The sequence below is a fragment of the Listeria sp. ILCC796 genome (genome assembly GCF_900186175.1).
Lineage (GTDB): Bacteria > Bacillota > Bacilli > Lactobacillales > Listeriaceae > Listeria > Listeria goaensis.
Map to the genome: position 1 here is coordinate 231,548 of NZ_FYBV01000001.1, position 23,026 is coordinate 254,573.

Below are 23,026 nucleotides of genomic sequence, written 5' to 3' on the forward strand. Positions count from 1 at the left end.
CGCTTCTGCCACAATACTTTTAACAAGATGTTAGATTATCTGACATAAATTTGACAAATGATTTAACGTACATTATAATGCTACTATCATAAAAAAATAGTGAGGGGGAAAAAGCCGTGAGTGAGAAAGAAATTCGACGATCGATGCCTCTTTTTCCAATTGGTCCCGTGATGAAGTTGACAGATTTAACGGCAAGGCAGATTCGTTATTACGAAGACCAAGGTCTGATTAGTCCAGCTCGAAATCAAGGGAACCACAGGCACTACTCACTTCAAGATATTGACACACTCCTTGAAATTAAAGACTACTTAAATGATGGTTTAAACATTGCTGGTATAAAAAAAATGTACCAAATGCAAGATCAAGAAAAGAAAAATCCACTTACGGATGAAGATGTTCGCAAAATTCTCCGTAAAGAAATGCAGCAAGCTGGGCGCTTCGTTAAAGGTGATGATTTATCCAAAAATCAATATCCGAAATTGTAACAAAATTCGAAATAGGTATTAACTTTTAAGAAGTTTATATAAATTGAGTATTGGGAGGATTTTAAATTATGTCAAATTATACTAAAGAAGATATTTTCCGCTTCGCAGATGAACAAAATGTTAAATTTATTCGCTTACAGTTCACGGATATTCTTGGAATCATTAAAAATGTGGAAATTCCAGTAAGTCAGTTGGCAAAAGCGCTCGACAATAAGATGATGTTTGACGGATCGTCTATCGAAGGTTTTGTTCGCATTGAAGAATCGGATATGTACCTTTTCCCAGATTTAGATACATGGGTTGTGTTCCCGTGGACGGCTGAAAAAGGAAAAGTAGCGCGTATGATTTGCGACATTTATAATCCTGATATGACACCGTTTCTTGGTGATCCGCGCGCGAACTTAAAACGCGTGCTCGCAGAAATGCACGAACTAGGTTTCACCGACTTTAACTTAGGACCTGAACCCGAATTCTTCCTGTTTAAACTCGATGAAAACCGTAAGCCGACACTGGAACTAAATGACTCCGGCGGTTATTTCGATTTAGCCCCTACAGATTTAGGTGAAAACTGTCGCCGTGATATCGTGCTTGAACTTGAAGAAATGGGCTTCGAAATTGAAGCTTCCCACCATGAAGTGGCACCCGGACAACATGAAATTGATTTCAAATACGAAGATGCCATTACGGCATGCGACAATATCCAAACGTTCAAATTGGTTGTTAAAACAATTGCGCGTAAACATGGTCTTCATGCAACGTTTATGCCAAAACCACTTTTCGGTGTTAATGGTTCTGGCATGCACTTTAATATGTCACTGTTCAAAGACGGCGAAAATGCCTTCTACGATGAAAGCGGTGAATTGCAACTAAGCGAAACAGCCTACCAATTCTTGGCGGGGATGTTAAAACATGCGCGTGGCTACACAGCTGTTACGAACCCAACCATCAACTCTTACAAGCGTTTAGTTCCAGGTTACGAGGCACCTTGTTACATTGCGTGGAGTGGTAAAAACCGTAGTCCACTTGTCCGCGTTCCAAGTTCGCGTGGACTTAGTACCCGCCTTGAACTTCGTAGCGTTGACCCATCGGCGAATCCATATCTTGCGATGGCAGTACTTTTAAAAGCTGGTCTTGATGGCGTGAAAAACAAACTCACTCCGCCAGCACCAGTTGACCGTAACATTTATGGAATGGACGAGGAGGAGCGTCACGAGGCAGGTATTTATGATCTTCCAGAAAGCTTAGCGCACGGTTTAATTGAGCTCTCAAAAGATGATGCGGTTCGTGAAGGTCTAGGTGACCACATTTATGAACACTTCATTGAAGCGAAACAAATTGAATGTGACATGTTTAGAACAGCCGTTCATCCGTGGGAACGCGATCAATATTTGGAAATTTATTAAGCAAGCGAAAACCCCCGAAAGCAATCTGCTTTCGGGGGTTTGTTTTAATAGTTGAGCGCTTCTTTTAATGCGTCTAAATTGTCGTTCATGATGGAAATGTAATCGCGTTTCGCTTTCACATCACTTGGCATTAAAGTTTCGAGGTTATGCAATTTAAGCGCCTTTGTATCGGTTTCTTGTTGAATCACTTCTGCAATTTTAGAATTGGTATTTTGTTCGAGCATAATGTATGGAATGTTTTCTTTTTCAATGGTGCTCACAATGCTTTGTAATTTCTTTTGCGATGGCTCATCGCTCGTTGAAACGCCGGCAATTGGGATTTGGTGTAATCCGTAGGCTGTTTCCCAGTACGTATAAGCGGCATGTGCGGTCACGAAATCTTTGTGTTTGGCAGTGGCTGCCATATCCTTGTAAGATTCGTCAAGCGTTTTTAGCTTGGATACAGTTTTTTCATAGTTTTCTTCAAAAGTGGCTTTTTTCTCTGGCATTTCTTTAATTAGTTGATCTTTAACGGTCGCAGCCATTTCTTCCATGTAAACAGGGTAGAGCCAGACGTGAGGGTTGTAGTCGCCGTGTTCTTCGTGCTCTTCTTCGCCTTCATGGTCTTCTTCCTCTTCTTCGTGTTTACCAGCGTCAGGGTCTTTCGGCAAGTCTAATTTTTCAGCTAAAGGAACGAATTTTACATTTTCGTCTTTAAGTGATGATTTTGCTTTATCGACAAAACTTTCAAGGTTTAACCCAACATAAAAGAGTAAGTCGCTATCGGCAATTTTCATCATATCTTTTTGCGTAGGTTCGAAGCTATGCGCATCAGAACCCGCTGGATATACGCTTGTGACTTCCACGTTGTCACCGCCAATTTGTTCCGCTAAGTAAGAAAGGGGATAGACGGTTGTGTACACTTTTACTTTATCGTTATCTTGAGAGGCAGTTCCGCTTCCACAAGCTGCAAGTGTAAGTATGAGAGCTAAAACTGGAGTTATAAGTAATAATTTTTTAAACATTTTTCCACTCCTTTATTTTAAATCAAAATGATTCCGTTTTACACCTCGTAAAAATAAATCGTACTGATTACGATTTGAGGGACGATATTGATAATACATTATTTTTTTGAAAAAAGCAAGTGTTAATTAAAACTGCTAATCAAAATTAGCAGTTTTCGCTTTGTATGAAATGTGCTATATTAATGATGATGATGGTGGGAGCATTCTGTTTCTTTTTTAGGAGGGACTAAATCCACGCCGCCTTTATGGAAAGGATGGCATTTTAAAATGCGTCTAATCGCGAGGTAGCTTCCTTTAAAGGCGCCATGCGTTTCAATGGCTTCCATTCCGTACTGAGAGCAGGTTGGATAAAAGCGGCAAGATGCTGGTGTAAGAGGGGAAATGACTTTGCGATAAAAGCGTATGCCACCAAGTAAAAAGCGTTTTAACATGTTTTCACCTTCTATTAATTTGCTAGTTATAGCTTATCATATTTTTTGAAAAAAGAAAGGGGTACGTAAATGTTTTCTTATTTAGATGCTGTAGGATCAAAAGTCGCGATTTCGTTTGAACAGCGCGAAGAACAGTCAGACGATTGCCTGATTATCCCGTTTTATGAAGGAAAATGGCTTTTTACACACCACAAGAAACGAGGCATTGAATTCCCGGGTGGAAAAGGTGAGCATGGTGAAACGCCAATTGAAGCCGCGGCACGCGAATTGATGGAGGAGACGGGCGCTTATACGGACGATTTTCAGTTTGTCGCCGATTATTTCGTGGAATCAGCGGAAAGAACTTTCTCGAAACGCGTTTTTTTCGCACAAATCAAAGGGTTCCATGTTCAAGCCGACTACATGGAAACAGACGGCCCAGTGCTCATGAAAGGAAACATTCGTGAAATCGTGCAGCAACCGGAATTCAGTTTTTTTATGCGTGATGCGGGTATGCAGGAAATTTTACGAAATTTAGAGGAGAAACTAGCCAAAGAAAAGCCTTTTCTGCTATGATAAATAAGAAATGGAGGGATTCAGATGGGCATGCCACTTGAAGTTAATACGATGGTCGTAACGAAAGGCCGCGAGAAAAGAATTACAGAAAACTTTTTTGAATTAAAAAAAGACGGGTACCGCATTTATCCGATTGATGTACCCATTGAGCTCCGCAAAACGAAAGACGGAGAAGTGAATGGACTTGTTATCCCTAGAAAACTCATTTGGGAAAGCGATGCGACCATCATTACATATGAACTTGTTTCGTTAAATTCGAGTAATTAAAAAGAGACTGGGAATTTTCCCAATCTCTTTTTAATTTAGTATACGGCTGATTCTAGTAGGGTAAATGTTTTTTCTGCGGGATTTAGTTCGGCGATACGGCCGTATGGAAGCGTGATTTTTGGCTCGTTATGGCCGAAGCTTGCGTTTGCGAAAACTGGTATATCTTCAAGATGAAATTCGCGGAGCACTTTAAGCGCGAGTTCGCGGTACTCCTCTTGGTAGGCGCCTTCTTTTGGCTTGCCAAAAACTATGCCATTTACGCGTGATAAAACGCCCATGATACCGTAATTTCGCAGCTGATCTTCAAACCACCACGGGTTCGCCTTCACCTCTGAGGTTTCCAAAAATAAAATGGCATCGTCGAAAGCGGCAAGCTCTGGAAACAAAGCTGTGCCTTTAGCCATTTCAAGAACTTCCATGCAACCGCCGATAAGCGGATCAGACGCGCGGTTTGTTCCTTGAATGATGTCATAGCTGTCATTTGGCATGAATTTGCGCGGTTTCTCACTGTTTTCAGGGAGCCATGGCAGGAATTCACCCGTTATTTCAGGGGCTGTTTCAAACCGAAGAGCTTGACTTGGATGGAAAGCAAGTTGTTCGAACGCGTTTTTGGTGAACGTAGGAAGTGCCACGTTTTCTGCAAAGTCACTCAAAATTGCCGGCCCGTAAAAACTGGATATGCCTGCTTTTAGGCACATTAAATGCGTGATGGTCGAATCGGAATAGCCGATAAAAATTTTAGGATTCTGTTGAATGATTGCAAAATCGATATACGGCAACATACGGATGCTGTCATTACCGCCAATGCAGGCGAAAATCGCTTTGATATCTGGGTTTTGGAAGGCGGCCATCAAGTCTGCGGCGCGCTTTTCAGGGTGGTGGTATATAAAATCAGAGCCGGCGAGCGTATGCGGCATTTCGATGACCTTTAAGCCAAAATGTTCTTGTAATCGTTTTTTGCCGACTTCATAGCGTCCGAGTAGTTCTGGGTCACCGGCAGCGCCAGATGATAAACTAATTGTTGCGACTGTATCTCCCTTTTTAAGCCGAGGGAGCTTTTGTAGGTTTAACATAAATTTCCCCTCCTTACTTTTTTTCTATTTTAGCATATTTCTGGTTGACAGGGGGCTTTGATTTCGGTACAATGATAAACCCTGATGGCTTCATTCAGGTAATAAAACTAGGGGGTATGACATGACACAAGAATACATCGAAATTAAAGGTGCTAGGGAAAATAATTTGAAAAATGTTTCTGTGAGAATTCCGAAACGTCAAATTACTATCTTCACAGGAGTCTCTGGTTCCGGGAAATCATCTATTGTTTTTGGAACCGTTGCCACAGAATCACAACGTCAGTTAAACGAAACGCACAGTGCTTTTGTTCGCGGCTTTTTACCAAAATATCGCGAGCCGGATACGGACGGCATTCGTGGTTTAGGTGCCTCTATTATTATTGATCAAAAACGGATTGGCGGTAACTCGCGCTCAACGCTCGGCACGATTACGGATATCAATCCTCTTTTTCGCGTTCTTTTTTCCAGAATTGGACAGCCAGAAGCTGGACCAGCAAGCTCATTTTCGTTTAATGATCCGTCAGGCATGTGCCCGGATTGTCAAGGCGTCGGTCGAAAAATTACGCTAAACTTAGAAAAGTTTCTTGATTACTCAAAATCATTAAATGAAGGAGCCATCCAATTTCCGAATTTCTCAGTTGGTTCGTGGTATTGGAACATTTATGCTTTATCTGGTTATTTTGACCTCGATAAAAAATTGGAAGATTATTCTGCGGAAGAAATGGAAAAATTACTAAATGGTAAGACAGAAAAGTTTGTACTTGAAACGGCAGGCGGCCCAATTAATTCAACTTATGAGGGTTTAATCCAAAAATTCGATCGCTTATATTTGAAAAAAGAAGGTGAAATGGGTGAGCGGACGAAAAAACAAGTCGATGCTTTTACAACCGAAGTGGCTTGTGATGCTTGTGGGGGCGCTAGACTTTCTAAAAAAGTGCTTGATTGTCGGATTAACGGCTTAAATATTGCGGATTACATGGCGATGCAACTTGATGAAGTGGTGGAGAATATCGCTAAAATTGATAATCCTTACGCGGAAGCGATGAAAGCGAGTATCGACGAGCGCGTGTCACATTTGATTGATATTGGTCTTGATTATGTCACACTTGACCGTGAAACGAGCACGCTTTCTGGCGGAGAATCACAACGCGTGAAAATGGTGCGTCATTTAAATAGTAGTTTAACGGATATGATTTACATTTTTGATGAACCAAGTATTGGGCTTCACCCGCGTGATGTCCACCGCTTAAACGAACTTTTGGAGAAGCTGCGCGATAAAGGGAACACCGTACTTGTCGTTGAGCATGATCCAGACGTCATTCGCATTGCGGATTACATCATTGATATTGGGCCAAAAGCCGGCAAACACGGCGGTGAAGTCACCTTCCACGGTACTTACGAGGAGCTTCTAAAAAGCGATACGCTCACCGGAAACTTCATGGGACACCACGAAAGTTTAAAAAGTGAAGTGCGAACCCCGCGAAGCTTTTTACCTGTGAAAAAAACCAACCTTCATAATGTGCGTGACCTTGACTTAGAAATTCCGACAGGCGTTTTGAACGTCATAACTGGGGTGGCGGGTTCTGGTAAGAGTACGATTATTAATGGGATTTTCAGAAAACAATATCCCGACGCAATTGTGATTGACCAATCCGCTGCTCATGCTAATTCCAGATCAAACCCCGCAACGTATTCGGGGATTATGGATAGCATTCGAAAACTATTCGGAACGGCGAATGATGTCAGTCCATCGCTTTTCAGCTACAATTCAAAAGGCGCCTGCCCAGAATGTAAAGGTCTCGGCTACATTGCGATGGATATGGCTTTCATGGATGCGATTCGCACACCTTGCGAAGCTTGTTCTGGCAAGCGTTTTAAAGAAGAAGTGTTGCAATACAAATTAAATGGACAAACGATTAGTGACTGCCTCGAAATGACGGTCACTGATGCGTTGCAGTTTTTTGAACTGAAAAAAATCACAAAGCAACTTCAGGCGATGGAGGACGTTGGAATTGGCTACTTGACACTTGGCCAAGCTTTAAGCACACTATCAGGTGGTGAGTGCCAGCGCTTGAAACTCGCGACAGAACTTCATAAAAAAGGCAGCGTCTATATTATGGACGAGCCAACGACAGGGCTTCACATGTCGGATACGAAGCATATTGTCGAAATCATGAACCGACTGGTCGATGCTGGCAACACAGTAATTGTTATCGAGCACAATCTCGATATTATTCGCCAAGCCGACTGGATTATCGATGTCGGCCCAGAAGGCGGAAGCAAAGGCGGAAGAATTCTTTTTGGAGGAAAACCAGCCGATTTGAAAGCCGTCCCAGATTCGATTACAGCAAAATTCATTTAACCCAAAATAGCGCGAAGCTAAAACTTCGCGCTATTTTTCTGTCGACCGGAGATAATGTGAAAAACCAAGGGGACGACAGATTTTTGTGAAACTTTAGGGGAGAAGGGAAACGTGTAAATATGACTGATTTCGAGATGTGAAAATCACACCCAAAAACCAAATAATGAAAAGGTCGATAGAAATGCCCATTTGAGCTATTATAGGAGTAGGGCTGAAATAGGTGCCTGTTTTAATCTCTGTATTGTGAAATGTAAATCCCGTTTTCAGCAATTAATCAAGTATGCACTATAAAAGGTAATAAGTTACTTACTTTTAGTCTACACGCCACCCCCTCAAGCTCTGCTGCATCATAAAATTCAATTCCGTTCCTAAAATTGGTATAATCTAAATAGAGCGGGGATTCACTTGCTGCTTAACTTCCAACACGAAAGGACGAAGACTATGACAAAATATGAATGGCGCAAAGCTGAAAAGGGGCTTTATTTACCCAAAAATAAACCAATGAAACTCGATGTGCCGGCGATGAACTATATTACGATTACGGGAAAAGGGGATCCGAACGAAGGAGCTTTTAGCGAGCGTGTTGGGGCACTTTATGCGGCAGCTTATACGATTCGGATGCTTCCTAAAAAAGGCGTGACGCCGGACGGATATTTTGAATACACAGTTTATCCGCTTGAAGGGGAATGGACGACGAGCCAGCGCGATAATGGTCCGCTTGACAAGAGCTTATTTGAGTATCGTATTATGATTCGCCAACCTGATTTTGTAACAGCTGCGCTATTTGAAGAATTGAAGCCGCGATTCGCTGAAAAAATTCCTGCGAAGCTTTTGGCCGAGCTGCGCTTTGAAACGATTGAGGAAGGGCCAAGCGTGCAGATGCTCCACAAAGGGCCTTACGACACAGAACCCGCTTCTTTTGAACAAATGGAGGAATTCTGTTTGGAAAATGATTGGGTGCGGCTGTCAAAGGACCATAAGGAAATTTATTTGTCAGATCCACGAAAAACAGCGCCTGAAAAAATGAAAACGGTGCTTCGTTTTAAAATTAAAAGTTAAACTGCAGTTTTTCGCTGCGGTTTTTTTTGAAATTAGACAAATGTGCTTGGAAAAGGTATTCTTAAAGGGTGAAAACATTCTGTGAGGAGAATTTTTATGGAACCTTTAGTAAGCGTTATCGTTCCAGTTTATAATGTGGAAAACTATTTGGAGCGGTGTGCGGAAAGTATTTTTAAGCAAACGTACGCGCATTTAGAAATTATTTTTGTTGACGATGGCTCAACGGATAGTTCAGGTGCGATGCTAGAAACGTTTTCTGACCCTAGAATTCGCGTAATTAAACAAGAAAATGGTGGTCAGGCGGCGGCGCGCAATGCGGGGCTTGATCAGATGACAGGCGACTACGTCATCATGGTGGATAGCGACGACTATATAGCGCCGAATTTAGTCGAAAAATGTTTGAAAACGGTCACGCAAACAGAGGCGGACCTCGTGATGTTTACTTCTTATAATGTGAATCAAAGCGGCGACATGCAGTACATACCGCGAAATAGCGGGCATCTTTTGACAGATGCAGGAAGTGTCCCGTGGAATAAATTTTATACGGCTTCTTTATGGGAAAAGCTCCGTTTTCCGACCGGCTATTGGTATGAGGATCTCGGCGTGGTGCCAGCTGTCGTTTTGCGCGCTGAAAAGCCAGTGAAACTTGACAATGCGCTTTATTTTTACATAACGGACCGAGCGGATTCGCAGTCGAATTTGCAAAATGATACGAAATTTTTAGATGTCATTCCAATGCTTGAAAATGTCACAAACGAATTGAAAGCACTTGATATTTTCGAGGCATCCAAGGCGGAAGTGGAAACACTTTATATGGAACATTTAGTGTACCGGACTGTACTTCGGAAAATCATTTATTTGGAGGGGACAAAAAAGCGTAAAGAAGTGCTTAAAATTGTACGAGAAACGATGAACTCGCATTTTCCAAAGTGGGAGAAAAATGGGTACCGCTCTGGTAGCGGCTTGACCGCGAAGTTGAAATATTTGGCTGTTCGCCTGTATTTGCAAGGTTTTGTGCATTTAGGTGATTTAGTTTGGAAAGTACCGTTTGAAAAAAGAAGACAGCAAACGGGTTTTTAAAAGGAGAGAAAAATGAAGGTAAGTGTGATTATTCCGGCGTATAATGTCGGGGAGTATATTGAGGCGTGTTTGGATTCGGTGATGAATCAGTCTTATGAAAAGTTAGAAGTTATTGTAATTAATGATGGTTCGACGGATGACACGGGGGAAAAGTTGGCGCTCTTACAAGAGAAATATCCGACGATGCAAGTGATTACAAAAGAAAATGGCGGTTTATCTGCAGCGCGAAATGATGGCGTAAGGCTTGCGACTGGCGATTTTATTGCCTTTGTCGACAGCGATGATGTGATTGACCGCGACATGTATAAAAAAATGATGGCATCTGTAGAAATTTCCTGTGCGGATATCGTCACGATTGGCGTGGCACGTCTTGCGGGGGAAGATGTTTACCGCTCAGCATTGCATGAGCGTTTTATGCAAACGGATAAGTTTGATACGACGATTTTTGAAACACCAGAACTTTTATACGATACAACGAGCTGGAATAAAATTTATCGTGCTTCTTTTTGGAACGAGGCAAAACTGGAATTTCCAGTCGGTAAAACGTATGAAGATATTCCCGTTGTCATTCCCGCTTACTTAAAAGCCGAGCATGTCAACATCTTGAAAAATGTAGGCTATTACTGGCGTCACAGAGTTTCTGGCGATAAATCTATCACCCAGCAAAAAAATAACTTGCGTATGACACGCGACCGCTTAGATGCGCTACATGTTTGCGACGAGGCTTTTTCCACGATTCAAGACAACACACTGCGCTACAAAAAAGAGCAGAAATATCTTGAAATCGATCTTTTCTCAATGATTGAATGGCTTTTCTTAGTTAAAAAGGAGGATTACCGCACCGTTCAAAAATGGGTGTCCGACTACATGAAAGAAAGTCTCCAAACGAACGCAATTGAAACGCTCCCAAAAACTAAGCAAAAAATGTTCCGCCAACTTTTAAAAAACGCGCACCTGCGCTTCCGAATTGCAAGCCTGGAATGGTTCATGCTAAAGGCTATCAAACGTTTTACAGGAAAAAGCTCATAAAACTAATCTTTTGTTTCATATAAGTTTATCGCTAAAAAGGATGCTGTATGCGTCCTTTTTTTGTTGACAAAAAAACGTTTTGTAACTATAATGGTTACAAAGAGGTGAGGAAATGGCCATTTCAACACGTTTTAGTGTCGCTGTGCATATTTTGACACTCGTTTATTTAAATCGCGACAAACAAATTACGTCAGATTTTATTGCAGAAAGCGTTGGTACGAACCCAGTAGTCATTAGAAGAATTATGAGCCGCTTAAAAAAAGCCGGTTTACTACATTCAAAACCTGGTATTGGCGGCACCTATTTAGCGCGAGAACCGGATGATATGACTCTTTATGAAATTTATGAGGCAGCTTTAGGCTCGCAAACGATTTTTGACATCCATCAAAACCCTAATCCAAATTGTTTTGTCGGGGCAAATATTCAAGATACGTTAAATGAAACCTTTCAAACAGCTCAACAAAAAATGGAAAATGAGTTGAAACAAGTTACCTTAGCCAATATCATTGCCGAAATGACAACAAAGGCAAGCCAAAACTAAAGGCTTGCCCTAAAAATAAAACAAATTGTAACTAAGTCAGTTACGAAATAGGAGGAATACAAATGAAAGTAGCTATTATTGCAGCAAGTGGGAAAGCTGGAAACCAAATTTTAGAAGAAGCGGTGCGCCGCGGCATGGAAGTTACAGCAATTGTGCGGCATAAAGAAAAAATAACGAATCCAAATGTGCAAGTTTTAGAAAAAGATTTATTTGACTTAACTTTCGAAGATATTCAAGATCAAGATGTTGTCATTGATGCGTTCAATGCTCCGCATGGCCAAGAAGAGCTTCACCAAACATCATTAAAACATGTAACCTCGCTTTTAAAAGGAAAAACAAATCGTCTACTTGTCGTCGGTGGAGCAGGAAGTTTATATGTCGATGAAGCAGAATCGTTACGTTTAATGGACACACCCGATTTCCCCGCTGCCTTTTTACCAACTGCAAGCCATATGGGAAAAGCGCTCGATGCGCTAAAACAAGAAGCGGAAGTAAACTGGACTTATATGAGCCCATCAGCTTTCTTTAATCCAGAAGGAGCGGGAACAGGTACTTATATTTTAGGAGAAAATCAACTTTTAGTAGATGAAACGGGACAAAGTGAAGTGAGCTATGCAAACTTTGCAAAAGCGATGCTTGACGAAATTGAAGAACCAAAACATGTTAAAGAACGTTTCACCGTTCGAAATAAATAAAACGAGTTTCTTCTATATAATAGCTGTTGGCGAATTGCCGACAGCTTATTTTGCTTTTATCCTCTTTTTAAGAAAAGTTAAATTAGGCTAGAGGAGGATTGCATTTCGCTACAAATTGACGTATTGTGTAGACAGGGACTGGGAACAGAAAGGTGTGACACACAATTGCGGAAAAAAATGAAACGAAAAAAGAAGCGTCAGTTATTTATGACGTTAGGTATATTTATCGGCCTCATTCTAGTTGGTGTCATTGCGTCTTTTATACGGGAAGCTTATTTAGATTTAACAGCGCCAGAACCTGCTTTTAATACAAAAGAAGAGAAATTTATCAATCAGCTTTCAAAGCATGCACAGGAAATTCAGAAAGAGCATCAAATTTTGACGAGCGTGACGCTTGCGCAGGCGATTTTAGAGTCGAACTGGGGTGAGAGCGAGCTTGCGAGTCAGGCGAATAATTTATTTGGTGTGAAAGGTAGGGCGGGGCAGCCAGTCGTGAACATGACGACAAAAGAGTTTTCAGACGGGCAATGGATTGAGATTCAAGCTAATTTCCGTAAATATGCCAATTGGAATGAATCGCTTGATGATCATGCAAATTTATTTTTGAATGGAACATCTTGGTCAAAAACGAAGTATCACGGCGTTCTTTCTGCCAAAACTTACCAAGCGGCTGCAGAGGAAATAATGAAAGCAGGCTACGCAACTGACCCAGACTATGCGAGTAAATTGGTGAGTATCGTTGAAAAATATGATTTGCATCTCTACGATAATATTCAAGATCAACTTTTGTCCAATAAGAAAATTTCGCAAGTAGCTGATGTAAGTACGAAAGAGCATGCAACGGTTTGGACGGTACCTTACGGGCTTGTTGGTGCGCAGAAAGTAGAAGATATTCAGTATTATAGTCGCGATTATTTACAACTTGTGCAAGTTGCACAGACAAGTAGCGGAAAATGGTATCAATTTGCTGTAGATGACAAAGTAATAGGTTGGATAAAAGCGGATTATGTTGCTCTAAAATAGAAAAAAACAACGTAAAAGGGTCTAAAAAACTTGTCTTATTAGTAGGTTTTTAGACCTATATGTATCCTTTTTTTCACTACAAAAGAAAAATTTTTGAAGAAGTAAAGCACTTAACGCCTAAGTGTTTTATTTTTTTGTTATTTTTGTTACTTAAAAGAAATATATATTACATAAAAGTTTTGTTAGAATGAAATGGTTGCTAAGAAAGAACACACGTTTTGATAATTCAAAAAGACAAGGATGTGCAAAATTCATTATGCTACATATTGCAAAGAAGCACTTGCTTAAAGTGGGTTTAATCAGTTTGTCAATTACTGTAATGGCTCTTCCTATGCAAGTAAAGGCTAATTCTAGCCTCGCTACTTCCTCGCAACAAGCGTTTATTAATGAGATTGCGCCGCATGCAGAGATCGTACAGAAGGAAAACGGGATTCTGGCAAGTATTACAATTTCTCAAGCTATTCTCGAATCAAATTGGGGGAAAAGCGAGCTTGCGCAAAAAGGGAAGAATTTATTCGGAATTAAAGGTTCCTACAATGGGAACTCCATTGTGATGGGGACAAGGGAACATAATGGTTCTTCTTATGTTGGAACAAGTGCAGGATTTAAAGCCTATCCAACATGGTTTGAATCATTAAATGACCACGCGACCTTATTTGTGAATGGTCCAAGCTGGAATAAAGATTTATACAGCAGTTTAATTAATCAAACGGATTATCGTCTTGCGGCTAAGGCGTTAGATCACACGGGTTATTCGACTGATCCAAACTATTCCAAAAAATTAATTGAGGTCATTGAAAAATTTAATTTAGATAAGTATGATGTGGCGAATGCCGCTTATGCAGAAAAAACATCTGATAAGATTTTTCATGCAGTAGGACAAGTTAAAGCTGGTAAAACAGTGGATATTTGGACCAATCCAGCAGGGACAAAAGATGCGGTATTAATTGCCAAACTTTCAAATGGTGTGAGCCCTAAAATTGAGATTAAACGCGAAGCTAAAATCGCGAACAATCAAATTTGGTATCAAGTAGAGCTTTCTGACTTTGTAAGTGGCTGGATTGAAAGTGATAAAGTCGAAGTATTATACAGTTCAGAAAGTCATTCGCCATTGCGATATAAAACGGTATTTTTATTTGATCATTCATCAAGTGAAACTGCACTCGCGTCAAATCAAATGTTAAATCCGTCAGAAATCGCCATGACATCTGAAAAAGAACGGCATTATCATGTTATTAGTATGATACCGCTATTAAGAAAAGAAACATTTGCAAACGCGCTATAAAAATTAAAAGCTGAAAATTAGGAAAACTACTTCACTCCTAATTTTCGGCTTTTGTGCTTTTCTCTGCGCCTTTTCCTTATTTTTCTGCTATAATACGGAATGGAAAGTATTGATGGAGGAGGGGTTTTTTTGGACGAGCAATTAAAGATGTTAAAAGACTTAACGGATGCAAAAGGCATTCCGGGAAATGAGCGTGAGGTTCGACGTGTGTTCGAACAATATATCTCACCTGTTGCTGATGAAATCACGCATGATGGATTAGGAAGTAGTATTGCGATTCAGAAAGGTTCAGAAGATGGACCAAAAATTATGATTACAGGACATCTGGATGAAGTCGGGTTTATGGTGACGCAAATTGATGCAAACGGCTTTATCAAGTTTCAACCAACAGGTGGCTGGGTGCCACACGTGATGCTTTCGCAAAAAGTAACCATTGTAACACGTGAGGGGGAAGAAATTGTCGGTGTCATTGGTTCAAAACCGCCTCATCTAATGACGGCTGCTGAACGTCAAAAATCATTTGATATTAAAGAGATGTTTATTGATGTTGGTGCGAAAGATAAAGCAGAGGCAGAAAGCTTTGGGATTACACCAGGCGACATGATTGTACCTGCTTTTGATTTTACAGTAATGAAAAATGAAAAATATCTTTTAGCTAAAGCTTGGGATAATCGGATTGGCTTAGCGATTGCGATTGAAGTTTTAAAAAATTTAAGAAAAGAGCAGCATGCGAATACAGTTTATGGTGTTGGTTCGGTTCAGGAGGAAGTTGGAACAAGAGGCGCGAAAACGTCTGCACATTTGATTCAACCGGATATTGGTTTTGCCGTTGATGTTGGCATTGCTGGTGATACACCGGGTATTAAACCGACTGAAGCACAAAGTAAAATGGGTGACGGACCACAAATTATCATCTATGATGCAACGCTTGTCAGCCATGCTGGTTTACGGAACTTTGTGACAGATGTTGCTGATGAACTCGGTATACCGTACCAATTTGAGGCTATTCCAGGTGGTGGTACTGATGCGGGGCCGATGCATTTAACAGGAAATGGTGTTCCTTCCTTGCCGATTACCATTGCAACGCGATATATTCATTCGCATTCTTCTATATTACATCGTGATGATTTTGATGCGGCAGTTAAACTTATTACAGAAGTTGTCAAACGGCTTGATGCAGACAAAGTAAAAGAAATAACGTATCAAAACTAAGTGATACAAAATGGACAAAAGGAAGGTAGCATGGCGTTTGGCTGAATATGGTCGTGAGTCTTTTGGACTATTAGCTTAAAAGAGTGCATACTTTGTTTATTTAGTAAAACCACTTTTATGTTACGAGAATGTTACGAGGAGCGTTATATGGATACAATACGGTCGACGAAAAACGAACGCGTTAAAAATTGGAAGAAATTGTTTACGACTAAGGGGCGACAAAAGTCGGGTACGTACATGGTGGAAGGATTTCATTTGGTAGAGGAAGCGCTACGGCAAGATGGGCTTGTACGGGAGTTGATCCTATCGGAGGAAGTTTATTCGCCACTTGAATTGCCAGAGGACATTGAAACGTTTTATGTGTCAAAAGAGGTGAGTCATTTTCTTAGTGAAACTAAAACGGAGCAAGGAATCTTTGCTGTCATTAACATGACGGAGGCGGACATTCTCCTTTTATACGGGAAAAAGCTTTTATTAGTGGACCGTGTGCAGGATCCAGGAAATGTGGGGACGCTTATTCGGACGGCGGATGCTGCGGGGTATGATGCGGTTGTGCTTGGAAGAGGAAGTGCGGATTTATATAATCCAAAAGTGATTCGTAGTGCGCAAGGGAGCCATTTTCATATTCCGGTTATTCAAGCGCCTTTACTCGAATGGATTGGTCGCTTGGAAGAGGAAGGGGTCCCAGTTTTTGGCGCTTTCCTCGATGAACAGGCAAAAGTTTACGACACCATTCCACGTCAAGAAACACTAGCTCTTATTGTTGGAAATGAGGGTAGCGGTATTTCAAATGATGTCGCGGAACGTATTCATGAGAAAGTATACATTCCGATTTTCGGACAAAGTGAGTCCTTAAACGTGGCCATTGCGGCGGGGATTTTAATGTATCATTTCCGGAAATAATGCCAAATAGACGTGCCCAATTAAATTTAGTTGGGCACGTCTATTTTTGTTTCGCTAATGAGAACTGGGGAGAGTGCTTTTTTGACGCTCTTGATGTAGTTGTTTGCTGCGCCCCAATCGAAATTGAAGATTAAATTGTCCGAACTTCCAGTTGAAATGGCTGTCACTTCTGAATCGCCATGGAAATTATGAATCGTAATAAAAAGGGCAGCACGATTACTTGCCCGAAAAAAGTATCTTTCATAAGCTAGAGTGGCAAGTTTTTTTCCGTCACCAAATGTGCGGATTTCATCAAAAATGGGAGTGCTTGTGGATTGCGAAAGTTTAATCATATCCATAGTTTCTTCGACAGAGCTTTTAACAACATAGCGATGACTTGGCATATGCGTTCATCCTTTCACCTTGATTACTTTTATTGTATGCCCAAAAATCATTTTTTTCAATGTTGAAGTAAAACTTACTAAAAATAAGTAAATTGATATTAATTAGTTACTTTCTGAACGGTTTTGTGTTACAATATGTGAGAGGTGAGAGTTATGAATGAAGCACATAAAGTTTGTCCGAAATTTGAGTCTGCGTTCCAACTTCTTGGTAAACGCTGGACAGGACTAATCATCAATGTCTTGCTTACTGGTCCGAAGCGCTTTAAACAAGTAGCAGGTGAGATTCCACAAATGAGCGATCGTGTTCTTGCAGAACGCTTAAAAGAACTGGAAGAAATGGAAATCGTGACGCGTCACGTTTATCCTGAAACCCCTGTTCGGATTGAATATGATTTAACAGATAAAGGTCGAGATCTTAAAGAAGTCATGGAACAAGTCCAGTGCTGGGCAGATAAGTGGATTGCACTTGAGAAAGTGGAAAGCTAATGCGATAATGAAAGACGTAACGATGGTTATGTCTCAGAGTGATGACAAACGGCCATCTTCGTCGTTAAAACCTCCGTCCCGCTCCTCACGTACTCAAGTACGCTCCGGTGCGGTACTCGGTTTTGCCTAGAATCTCGCCATTTGTCATCGCTCTGATTTTGTGTGGTGCGTTTTGTTTTGTGTTTTCTACAAGCCTAAGACGTAACGATGGTTATGTCTTTTATTTTGGTTAAAAAAGGAGAAAGAAAATGAGAAGAGGGATTTTCTTTGCGTTGTCGGCAATTTTGGTTCTGATACTCGTCGCCTGTTCGGACGGCGAAACAACAACGAAAAGTGCGGATACAATTTCGGTTTCGCTACATGTGACTCGAAATAATGGACAGGGCGAAGTGGGCGCAAAAAAGGTGAAGGTGGCATCTGGCAGTACCGTGTATGAGGCTATGAACAAGAACTTTAAACTAAAAGATACAGATGGTTTTATTACGAGTATCGAGGGCATTTCACAAGACGAGTCGAAAGGGCTTTACTGGATGTACGAGGTGAACGGGGAGATGGCGGCTAAAGGTGCCAAGGAACTGAAACTTAAAAATGGTGACGAAGTGAGTTTTGATTTGCATGAAGCTAAATAATGAGTTTGAGAAATTGCGGCTTACAAATGTTAAAGTGATTACGCTAATGGCGATTTTAGTGGCGCTTACGGTTTCGGGGCGGCTTTTATTTGCTTTTATTCCTAATGTTCAACCGGTGACGACGCTTGTCATTTTGGTGACGCTTTTAACTGGCTTTCGCTACGGTGCGATTTTTGCGACGCTTGTTATGCTTAGCTCTAACTTGATTTTAGGTATGGGCATATGGACGATTGGGCAAATTGCTGGTTATCTTTGCATCGCGGCTTTGACGGCTTTTGTTATTCGTCCGCGGTTTGACAAAATGCCGTTTTGGTTGATGATTTTATACGCTTCGTTTACAGGTTTTTTGTACGGTTTTATTCAGGCGTTATTCATTGCACCGCTTTATGGTTTTCATTATTTTCTCGTTTATTATGTTGCGGGCTTGTCGTTTGATTTCCTTCATGCGCTTGGGAATGCGGCGTTTTACGCGGTTCTTGCGCCAGTCCTTTTGCCGCTACTTGATAAGTGGCTTATAAAATATACTTGAATTCATGCTAAGTTCCCTCTATAATAGAAAGTAATTAAATAAGACAAAGACAATGACGGAGACAAGTAGCTTTGTTTTACTGGACAGGGAGAAATGGTCAAAGACTGAAAGCCATTTCGCATGTAAGCATAGTGAAAATTTCAGCTCCACGAGTCGCTGCCGGGATTAAATTTGAAAGGCAGATCGGTGTTTAAGCCGTTATTCAAATGAAGGTGGAAATGTTTTGGCATTTCTATTAGGGTGGTACCGCGAGCAAAATCTCGTCCCTTTGTGGATAGAGGTTTTTTATTTTTGTCTAAAAACGAAAAGGAGTGTTTTTAAATGCTGGAACAACTGCAAGCTTTGGAAAAAGAAGCCGTTTTGGCTGTAGGTGCGGCGGCTGATTTGAAAGAATTAAATGAGCTGCGCGTCAAATATCTCGGTAAAAAAGGACCGATGACTGAAATCATGAAACAAATGGGAAAGCTGTCAAATGAAGAGCGCCCGCTTGTTGGGGCGAAAGCCAATGAAGTGCGCACAGCAATTAGCGAGAAAATTCAAGTGAAACAAACACTTCTAGAAGAGGCGGCGCAAGCTGTGCAACTTGAAAATGAAACGATTGATGTGACGCTTCCAGGTACAAAAGTGTCGCTTGGCAAAGCGCATTTGCTTTCGCAAGTTATTCGCGAGCTGGAAGATATGTTTATTGGCATGGGCTATAAAATTGCCGAAGGGCCAGAAGTTGAACTCGATTATTACAATTTCGAAGCGCTGAATCTTCCGAAAGGGCACCCGGCGCGTGATATGCAAGATAGTTTTTACATTACGGAGAATACGCTTTTGCGGACACAAACGTCGCCCGTTCAAGCGCGGACGATGGAAAAACATGATTTTAAAAATGGGCCCATCAAAATTATTTGCCCAGGAAAAGTTTACCGTCGCGATAACGACGACGCCACGCATTCGCACCAGTTTACTCAAATCGAAGGGCTTGTTGTAGGGGAAAAAATTACGTTTGCGGACTTAAAAGGAACGCTGACGATTTTGGCTAAACGAATGTTTGGTGAGGAACGCGAAATTCGTTTGCGCCCAAGCTTCTTCCCGTTCACAGAACCGTCTGTTGAGATGGATATTTCCTGTTTTGCGTGCGGTGGTGAGGGTTGTCGTGTTTGTAAGGGCACGGGTTGGATTGAAATTTTAGGCGCTGGTATGGTACACCCGCGCGTCTTGGAAATGTCTGGCATTGATTCGACACGCTACAGCGGTTTTGCATTTGGGCTTGGTCCTGAACGTGTGGCGATGTTGAAATACGCGGTGGACGATATTCGCCATCTTTATACGAACGATTTACGGTTTACGAATCAATTTGTTGCGAAGGAAATGGGGGAATAAAAATGCTAGTTTCTTATAATTGGGTGAAGGAATTTTTCCCGAATTTAACTTTAAATGCGGCTGATTTGGCGGAGGCGATTACACGTACCGGCATTGAAATTGAAGGCGTTGACTATTTAGATGCGGATCTAAAAAATATTGTTGTTGGGGAAGTTAAAACGTGTGAGAAGCATCCGAGTGCGGATAAGCTAAATAAAACGACTGTTTTAGTGGACGGCGGCGAAACGGTGCAAATCATTTGCGGGGCGCCGAATGTGGCAGCTGGTCAGAAAGTTGTTGTGGCACGTGTTGGGGCGCGCTTACCAGGCGGGCTGAAAATTAAACGCGCGAAGCTTCGCGGTGAAGTTTCGGAAGGTATGATTTGTTCGCTGCAAGAATTGGGCTTTGAGAATAGTGTTGTCCCTAAAGCTTATCAAGACGGCATTTTTGTTTTGCCTGATGATGTGGTTGTTGGGGCTAACGCGGTGGAACTTCTCGGCCTAAATGACGCGATTCTTGATATGGCGATTACGCCAAATCGGGCCGACGCTTTAAGCATGACAGGGGTAGCGCATGAAATCGGTGCGATTGTGCACGAGAAACCGGCGCTTCCGGAACAACCTGATGTGTCTGAAACGGGTTCGATTGAAGGACGCATTTCAGTTGCGATTCAAGATGCGCAAACGACGCCTTATTATGCAGTGCGAATGGTGGAAGATATCGAAATTAAAGATTCGCCACTTTGGCTTCAAGTAATGCTTATGAAAGCCGGGATTCGCCCACATAGCAACGTTGTCGATGTTACAAACTATATTAATTTGCTTTACGGGCAACCGTTACATGCTTTTGATTATGAGAAAATCGGGAGTAGTGAAATTGTCGTGCGTCTAGCGACTCCGGGCGAGGAAATCACGACGCTTGATGGGCAAAAAAGAACTCTAAATGATGGGCATACGGTCATTACGAATGGAAAAGAGCCAATTGCAATTGCCGGCATTATGGGCGGTGAGAGTTCAGAAGTGTCCAGTGTGACAAAAACCGTTTTACTAGAAGGTGCGATTTTTGCAAGTGAGTATATTGGTCAAGCGTCACGCGAACTAGGCATTCGTACGGAAGCGAGTATTCGTTACGACAAGGGGAGCGACGCGTTCAAGGTGGAACAGGCTCTTGCGCACGGCGCCGCATTAATTGCGCTTCTGAGCGGTGGGAAGATGCTTGCTGGTTCTGTCGAGGAAGACAACCGGGATGCGTACAAAAATGTTGTGACAACCACACTGACACGTGTGAATCGCTTGCTAGGTACGGCCATTTCAAGCGAGGAAGTCGAAGTTATTTTTGATCGTCTAGGATTTGAAGCGACGATTTTAGCTGATCAAATTGAAGTGCGCGTGCCGTCACGCCGCTGGGATATTACCATTGAGGCGGATATTTTGGAAGAAATCGCACGAATTTATGGCTATGATAAAATTCCTGTGACGCTACCAGAAACGGCGACGGCAGGTGGCTTAACGCCAGCTCAAACGCTGAAGCGCGAACTGCATGACGCACTCCAGGGGGCCGGCTTAAATCAAGCGCTCACCTATTCTTTAACTTCAGAGAAAGAGGCTACAAGGCTCGCTTTATCTAAAGAAAGGGTTGTGAGTCTTGCGATGCCGATGAGTGAGGAGCGGAGTAAGCTTAGAACGAGCATTATTCCAGGGCTTCTGCACGCGGCTAGCTATAATGTAGCCCGCAAAAATACAGATGTGGCATTTTATGAAGTGGGAAGTGTGTTTTATGGCACGGAAGGCGACGCGCTACCGGTCGAGGAAGAGCACCTCGCTTGCCTTATGACGGGGAACCGTGTGCTTCCTGACTGGCAAAAAGAAACAAAAACAGTCGATTTCTTTGTGCTAAAAGGCATACTGGAAATGTTGCACGAGCGTTTAGGTCTACAAGCGCCATTTCGTTTTGAGAAGTTGGTCAAAGAAGATATGCACCCAGGGCGCACAGCGCAAGTATTTTTAGGCGATGCGTCCATCGGCTTTATCGGCCAAGTTCATCCGGCGCTTCAAAAAGAATATGATCTAAAAGAAACATACGTATTTGAGTTAAACCTACAAGCAATTGTTGCCGCGGAGAAGAAGACGGTTGTTTACCAAACGATTCCGCGCTACCCTGAAATGACGCGCGATGTGGCGCTACTTGTTTCAAAAGACACGACACAAAGTGCCATTTTAGATGTGATTCAGGAAAATGGTGGTAAATTGCTTCACGCCGTGCAATTATTCGATATTTTCGAAGGCGAAAGTATTGGCGAAGGCAAAAAATCAATGGCGTATACGCTAACTTATTTGGATCCAGAACGAACACTTGTCGAGGAGGAAGTTACGGCAGTCAATCAAAAAGTGATGGCGGCTCTGACAGAAAAACTAGGCGCGGTTATTCGTTAAACATGAAAAGTTGCAGGAAGTTTTCCTGCAACTTTTTTGTATGAAATTTCACATTGTTCGGCTATAATAGAACAAGGAACTTCAAAAGAAATGAGGATAGAATATGGCATTTGTGGAGCTAAAAGATGTGTATAAGCGTTATGAAATGGGGGAAACGACGGTTGTCGCGAACGATGGCATTAATTTTCAAATTCAAAAAGGTGAATTTGTCATTATTGTTGGGCCATCAGGCGCGGGGAAATCGACGGTTTTAAATATACTAGGCGGTATGGATTCGGCAGACGAGGGGGCCATCATTGTGGACGGGACGGACATTGGCGCATACTCGGCGAAGAAATTGACGGGTTACCGAAGAACGGACGTCGGTTTTGTTTTCCAGTTTTACAATTTGGTGCCAAACTTAACGGCAAAGGAAAATGTGGAGCTTGCGGCGCAAATTGTACCCGATGCTTTAGACGCAGAAAAGGTTTTAAATGATGTTGGCTTGGCGCATCGTTTGGACAATTTTCCAGCACAGCTTTCTGGTGGTGAGCAGCAGCGTGTGGCGATTGCGCGTGCGCTTGCGAAGGCGCCAAAACTACTTTTATGCGATGAGCCGACGGGGGCGCTCGATTATGAAACAGGAAAATCGGTGTTAAAACTTTTACAAGATACGTGTCGTGAAACGAAAACGACGGTCATTGTCATTACGCATAACTCTGCGATAACGCCAATTGCTGACCGCGTTATTGAAATTAATAATGCGAAGGTGCGGGATATTCGAGAAAACAAAAATCCAGTATCGATTGACAGCATAGAGTGGTAGAGGAG

Annotated in this window: 24 protein-coding genes and 1 other annotated feature; of the genes, 20 read left to right on the plus strand and 4 right to left on the minus strand. The window is 42.0% G+C overall.

The window, feature by feature from the left end; all coding sequences use genetic code 11:
- Positions 1-116 precede the first annotated feature (116 nt).
- Together CFS04_RS01150 and glnA are read left to right on the plus strand one after the other, a co-directional pair.
- Positions 117-485 carry a MerR family transcriptional regulator gene (locus tag CFS04_RS01150; RefSeq protein WP_088808769.1) on the plus strand — a complete coding sequence of 123 codons (369 nt, stop codon included), beginning with the start codon at positions 117-119 and terminating at the stop codon, positions 483-485.
- Positions 486-553: 68 nt separating this feature from the next.
- On the plus strand, positions 554-1,888 hold the full coding sequence (gene glnA / locus CFS04_RS01155; protein WP_088808770.1) for a type I glutamate--ammonia ligase: 1,335 nt from the start codon (positions 554-556) through the stop codon (positions 1,886-1,888).
- Positions 1,889-1,932: 44 nt separating this feature from the next.
- Here glnA and CFS04_RS01160 read toward each other — a convergent pair whose 3' ends face one another.
- Together CFS04_RS01160 and yidD are read right to left on the minus strand one after the other, a co-directional pair.
- The gene (locus CFS04_RS01160) at positions 1,933-2,892 is read right to left on the minus strand and encodes a metal ABC transporter solute-binding protein, Zn/Mn family (RefSeq protein ID WP_088808771.1); all 960 of its coding nucleotides are present in this window, start codon (positions 2,890-2,892) and stop codon (positions 1,933-1,935) included.
- Between the two features lie 179 nt (positions 2,893-3,071).
- Positions 3,072-3,323: a membrane protein insertion efficiency factor YidD gene (gene yidD / locus CFS04_RS01165; RefSeq protein ID WP_088808772.1), complete on the minus strand. Its 252-nt coding sequence runs from the start codon at positions 3,321-3,323 to the stop codon at positions 3,072-3,074.
- Between the two features lie 69 nt (positions 3,324-3,392).
- Here yidD and ytkD point away from each other — a divergent pair, with 69 nt between their 5' ends.
- Together ytkD and CFS04_RS01175 are read left to right on the plus strand one after the other, a co-directional pair.
- Positions 3,393-3,878 carry an RNA deprotection pyrophosphohydrolase gene (gene ytkD, locus CFS04_RS01170; RefSeq protein WP_088808773.1) on the plus strand — a complete coding sequence of 162 codons (486 nt, stop codon included), beginning with the start codon at positions 3,393-3,395 and terminating at the stop codon, positions 3,876-3,878.
- A 24-nt stretch (positions 3,879-3,902) separates the two neighbouring features.
- On the plus strand, positions 3,903-4,145 hold the full coding sequence (locus CFS04_RS01175; protein ID WP_088808774.1) for a DUF2584 domain-containing protein: 243 nt from the start codon (positions 3,903-3,905) through the stop codon (positions 4,143-4,145).
- A 35-nt stretch (positions 4,146-4,180) separates the two neighbouring features.
- Here the strand turns inward: CFS04_RS01175 and CFS04_RS01180 are convergent, their stop codons facing one another.
- Positions 4,181-5,218 carry a S66 peptidase family protein gene (locus tag CFS04_RS01180; protein ID WP_088808775.1) on the minus strand — a complete coding sequence of 346 codons (1,038 nt, stop codon included), beginning with the start codon at positions 5,216-5,218 and terminating at the stop codon, positions 4,181-4,183.
- A gap of 121 nt (positions 5,219-5,339) precedes the next feature.
- Between CFS04_RS01180 and CFS04_RS01185 the strand changes: the two genes are divergently transcribed.
- The 10 genes from CFS04_RS01185 to CFS04_RS01230 all read left to right on the plus strand — a co-directional run bounded on the left by CFS04_RS01185 (position 5,340) and on the right by CFS04_RS01230 (position 16,407).
- The gene (locus CFS04_RS01185) at positions 5,340-7,580 is read left to right on the plus strand and encodes an excinuclease ABC subunit UvrA (protein ID WP_088808776.1); all 2,241 of its coding nucleotides are present in this window, start codon (positions 5,340-5,342) and stop codon (positions 7,578-7,580) included.
- 441 nt (positions 7,581-8,021) lie between these two features.
- The gene (locus CFS04_RS01190; protein ID WP_088808777.1) at positions 8,022-8,639 is read left to right on the plus strand and encodes a GyrI-like domain-containing protein; all 618 of its coding nucleotides are present in this window, start codon (positions 8,022-8,024) and stop codon (positions 8,637-8,639) included.
- Positions 8,640-8,735: 96 nt separating this feature from the next.
- The gene (locus CFS04_RS01195; RefSeq protein WP_088808778.1) at positions 8,736-9,719 is read left to right on the plus strand and encodes a glycosyltransferase family 2 protein; all 984 of its coding nucleotides are present in this window, start codon (positions 8,736-8,738) and stop codon (positions 9,717-9,719) included.
- A gap of 12 nt (positions 9,720-9,731) precedes the next feature.
- Positions 9,732-10,748: a glycosyltransferase gene (locus tag CFS04_RS01200; protein WP_088808779.1), complete on the plus strand. Its 1,017-nt coding sequence runs from the start codon at positions 9,732-9,734 to the stop codon at positions 10,746-10,748.
- A 112-nt stretch (positions 10,749-10,860) separates the two neighbouring features.
- On the plus strand, positions 10,861-11,289 hold the full coding sequence (locus CFS04_RS01205) for an Rrf2 family transcriptional regulator (RefSeq protein WP_088808780.1): 429 nt from the start codon (positions 10,861-10,863) through the stop codon (positions 11,287-11,289).
- 62 nt (positions 11,290-11,351) lie between these two features.
- A complete protein-coding gene (locus tag CFS04_RS01210; protein WP_088808781.1) occupies positions 11,352-11,984 on the plus strand; it encodes an NAD(P)-dependent oxidoreductase in 633 nt (210 codons plus the stop codon).
- Positions 11,985-12,191: 207 nt separating this feature from the next.
- The gene (locus CFS04_RS01215; protein WP_179946364.1) at positions 12,192-13,007 is read left to right on the plus strand and encodes a glucosaminidase domain-containing protein; all 816 of its coding nucleotides are present in this window, start codon (positions 12,192-12,194) and stop codon (positions 13,005-13,007) included.
- A 304-nt stretch (positions 13,008-13,311) separates the two neighbouring features.
- Positions 13,312-14,292 carry a glucosaminidase domain-containing protein gene (locus CFS04_RS01220; protein WP_255377761.1) on the plus strand — a complete coding sequence of 327 codons (981 nt, stop codon included), beginning with the start codon at positions 13,312-13,314 and terminating at the stop codon, positions 14,290-14,292.
- Between the two features lie 129 nt (positions 14,293-14,421).
- On the plus strand, positions 14,422-15,504 hold the full coding sequence (locus tag CFS04_RS01225) for a M42 family metallopeptidase (protein WP_088808784.1): 1,083 nt from the start codon (positions 14,422-14,424) through the stop codon (positions 15,502-15,504).
- A gap of 147 nt (positions 15,505-15,651) precedes the next feature.
- Positions 15,652-16,407 (plus strand): RNA methyltransferase, encoded by a 756-nt coding sequence (locus CFS04_RS01230; RefSeq protein WP_088808785.1) that lies wholly within the window; start codon positions 15,652-15,654, stop codon positions 16,405-16,407.
- A 26-nt stretch (positions 16,408-16,433) separates the two neighbouring features.
- On the opposite strand, the gene CFS04_RS01235 is transcribed toward CFS04_RS01230, so the two are convergent.
- Positions 16,434-16,790 (minus strand): DUF6054 family protein, encoded by a 357-nt coding sequence (locus CFS04_RS01235; RefSeq protein ID WP_088808786.1) that lies wholly within the window; start codon positions 16,788-16,790, stop codon positions 16,434-16,436.
- 153 nt (positions 16,791-16,943) lie between these two features.
- Here CFS04_RS01235 and CFS04_RS01240 point away from each other — a divergent pair, with 153 nt between their 5' ends.
- From CFS04_RS01240 to CFS04_RS01265, 6 genes are all read left to right on the plus strand, one after another.
- Positions 16,944-17,276, plus strand: a complete 333-nt coding sequence (locus CFS04_RS01240) for a helix-turn-helix domain-containing protein (protein ID WP_088808787.1) — start codon at positions 16,944-16,946, stop codon at positions 17,274-17,276.
- Positions 17,277-17,524: 248 nt separating this feature from the next.
- Positions 17,525-17,905 (plus strand): DUF4430 domain-containing protein, encoded by a 381-nt coding sequence (locus tag CFS04_RS01245; protein WP_088808788.1) that lies wholly within the window; start codon positions 17,525-17,527, stop codon positions 17,903-17,905.
- Positions 17,892-18,434, plus strand: coding sequence for an ECF transporter S component (locus tag CFS04_RS01250; RefSeq protein ID WP_088808789.1), 543 nt, complete (start codon positions 17,892-17,894; stop codon positions 18,432-18,434). Before CFS04_RS01245 ends, CFS04_RS01250 begins: the two co-directional genes overlap by 14 nt.
- A gap of 43 nt (positions 18,435-18,477) precedes the next feature.
- Positions 18,478-18,705, plus strand: a binding site (T-box leader).
- Positions 18,706-18,755: 50 nt separating this feature from the next.
- Positions 18,756-19,805, plus strand: coding sequence for a phenylalanine--tRNA ligase subunit alpha (gene pheS / locus CFS04_RS01255; RefSeq protein WP_088808790.1), 1,050 nt, complete (start codon positions 18,756-18,758; stop codon positions 19,803-19,805).
- Positions 19,806-19,807: 2 nt separating this feature from the next.
- On the plus strand, positions 19,808-22,216 hold the full coding sequence (gene pheT, locus CFS04_RS01260) for a phenylalanine--tRNA ligase subunit beta (protein WP_088808791.1): 2,409 nt from the start codon (positions 19,808-19,810) through the stop codon (positions 22,214-22,216).
- A gap of 103 nt (positions 22,217-22,319) precedes the next feature.
- Entirely contained in the window at positions 22,320-23,021 is a 702-nt protein-coding gene (locus CFS04_RS01265) for an ABC transporter ATP-binding protein (protein WP_088808792.1), read from the plus strand.
- Positions 23,022-23,026 lie beyond the last annotated feature (5 nt).

Excerpts from the sequence above, each read along its gene's own strand:
- glnA (WP_088808770.1), top strand. The coding sequence starts at position 554 with ATGTCAAATTATACTAAAGAAGATATTTTCCGCTTCGCAGATGAACAA.
- CFS04_RS01160 (WP_088808771.1), bottom strand. The coding sequence starts at position 2,892 with ATGTTTAAAAAATTATTACTTATAACTCCAGTTTTAGCTCTCATACTT.
- yidD (WP_088808772.1), bottom strand. The coding sequence starts at position 3,323 with ATGTTAAAACGCTTTTTACTTGGTGGCATACGCTTTTATCGCAAAGTC.
- ytkD (WP_088808773.1), top strand. The coding sequence starts at position 3,393 with ATGTTTTCTTATTTAGATGCTGTAGGATCAAAAGTCGCGATTTCGTTT.
- CFS04_RS01175 (WP_088808774.1), top strand. The coding sequence starts at position 3,903 with ATGGGCATGCCACTTGAAGTTAATACGATGGTCGTAACGAAAGGCCGC.
- CFS04_RS01180 (WP_088808775.1), bottom strand. The coding sequence starts at position 5,218 with ATGTTAAACCTACAAAAGCTCCCTCGGCTTAAAAAGGGAGATACAGTC.
- CFS04_RS01185 (WP_088808776.1), top strand. The coding sequence starts at position 5,340 with ATGACACAAGAATACATCGAAATTAAAGGTGCTAGGGAAAATAATTTG.
- CFS04_RS01190 (WP_088808777.1), top strand. The coding sequence starts at position 8,022 with ATGACAAAATATGAATGGCGCAAAGCTGAAAAGGGGCTTTATTTACCC.
- CFS04_RS01195 (WP_088808778.1), top strand. The coding sequence starts at position 8,736 with ATGGAACCTTTAGTAAGCGTTATCGTTCCAGTTTATAATGTGGAAAAC.
- CFS04_RS01200 (WP_088808779.1), top strand. The coding sequence starts at position 9,732 with ATGAAGGTAAGTGTGATTATTCCGGCGTATAATGTCGGGGAGTATATT.
- CFS04_RS01205 (WP_088808780.1), top strand. The coding sequence starts at position 10,861 with ATGGCCATTTCAACACGTTTTAGTGTCGCTGTGCATATTTTGACACTC.
- CFS04_RS01210 (WP_088808781.1), top strand. The coding sequence starts at position 11,352 with ATGAAAGTAGCTATTATTGCAGCAAGTGGGAAAGCTGGAAACCAAATT.
- CFS04_RS01215 (WP_179946364.1), top strand. The coding sequence starts at position 12,192 with ATGACGTTAGGTATATTTATCGGCCTCATTCTAGTTGGTGTCATTGCG.
- CFS04_RS01230 (WP_088808785.1), top strand. The coding sequence starts at position 15,652 with ATGGATACAATACGGTCGACGAAAAACGAACGCGTTAAAAATTGGAAG.
- CFS04_RS01235 (WP_088808786.1), bottom strand. The coding sequence starts at position 16,790 with ATGCCAAGTCATCGCTATGTTGTTAAAAGCTCTGTCGAAGAAACTATG.
- CFS04_RS01240 (WP_088808787.1), top strand. The coding sequence starts at position 16,944 with ATGAATGAAGCACATAAAGTTTGTCCGAAATTTGAGTCTGCGTTCCAA.
- CFS04_RS01245 (WP_088808788.1), top strand. The coding sequence starts at position 17,525 with ATGAGAAGAGGGATTTTCTTTGCGTTGTCGGCAATTTTGGTTCTGATA.
- CFS04_RS01250 (WP_088808789.1), top strand. The coding sequence starts at position 17,892 with ATGAAGCTAAATAATGAGTTTGAGAAATTGCGGCTTACAAATGTTAAA.
- pheS (WP_088808790.1), top strand. The coding sequence starts at position 18,756 with ATGCTGGAACAACTGCAAGCTTTGGAAAAAGAAGCCGTTTTGGCTGTA.
- pheT (WP_088808791.1), top strand. The coding sequence starts at position 19,808 with ATGCTAGTTTCTTATAATTGGGTGAAGGAATTTTTCCCGAATTTAACT.
- CFS04_RS01265 (WP_088808792.1), top strand. The coding sequence starts at position 22,320 with ATGGCATTTGTGGAGCTAAAAGATGTGTATAAGCGTTATGAAATGGGG.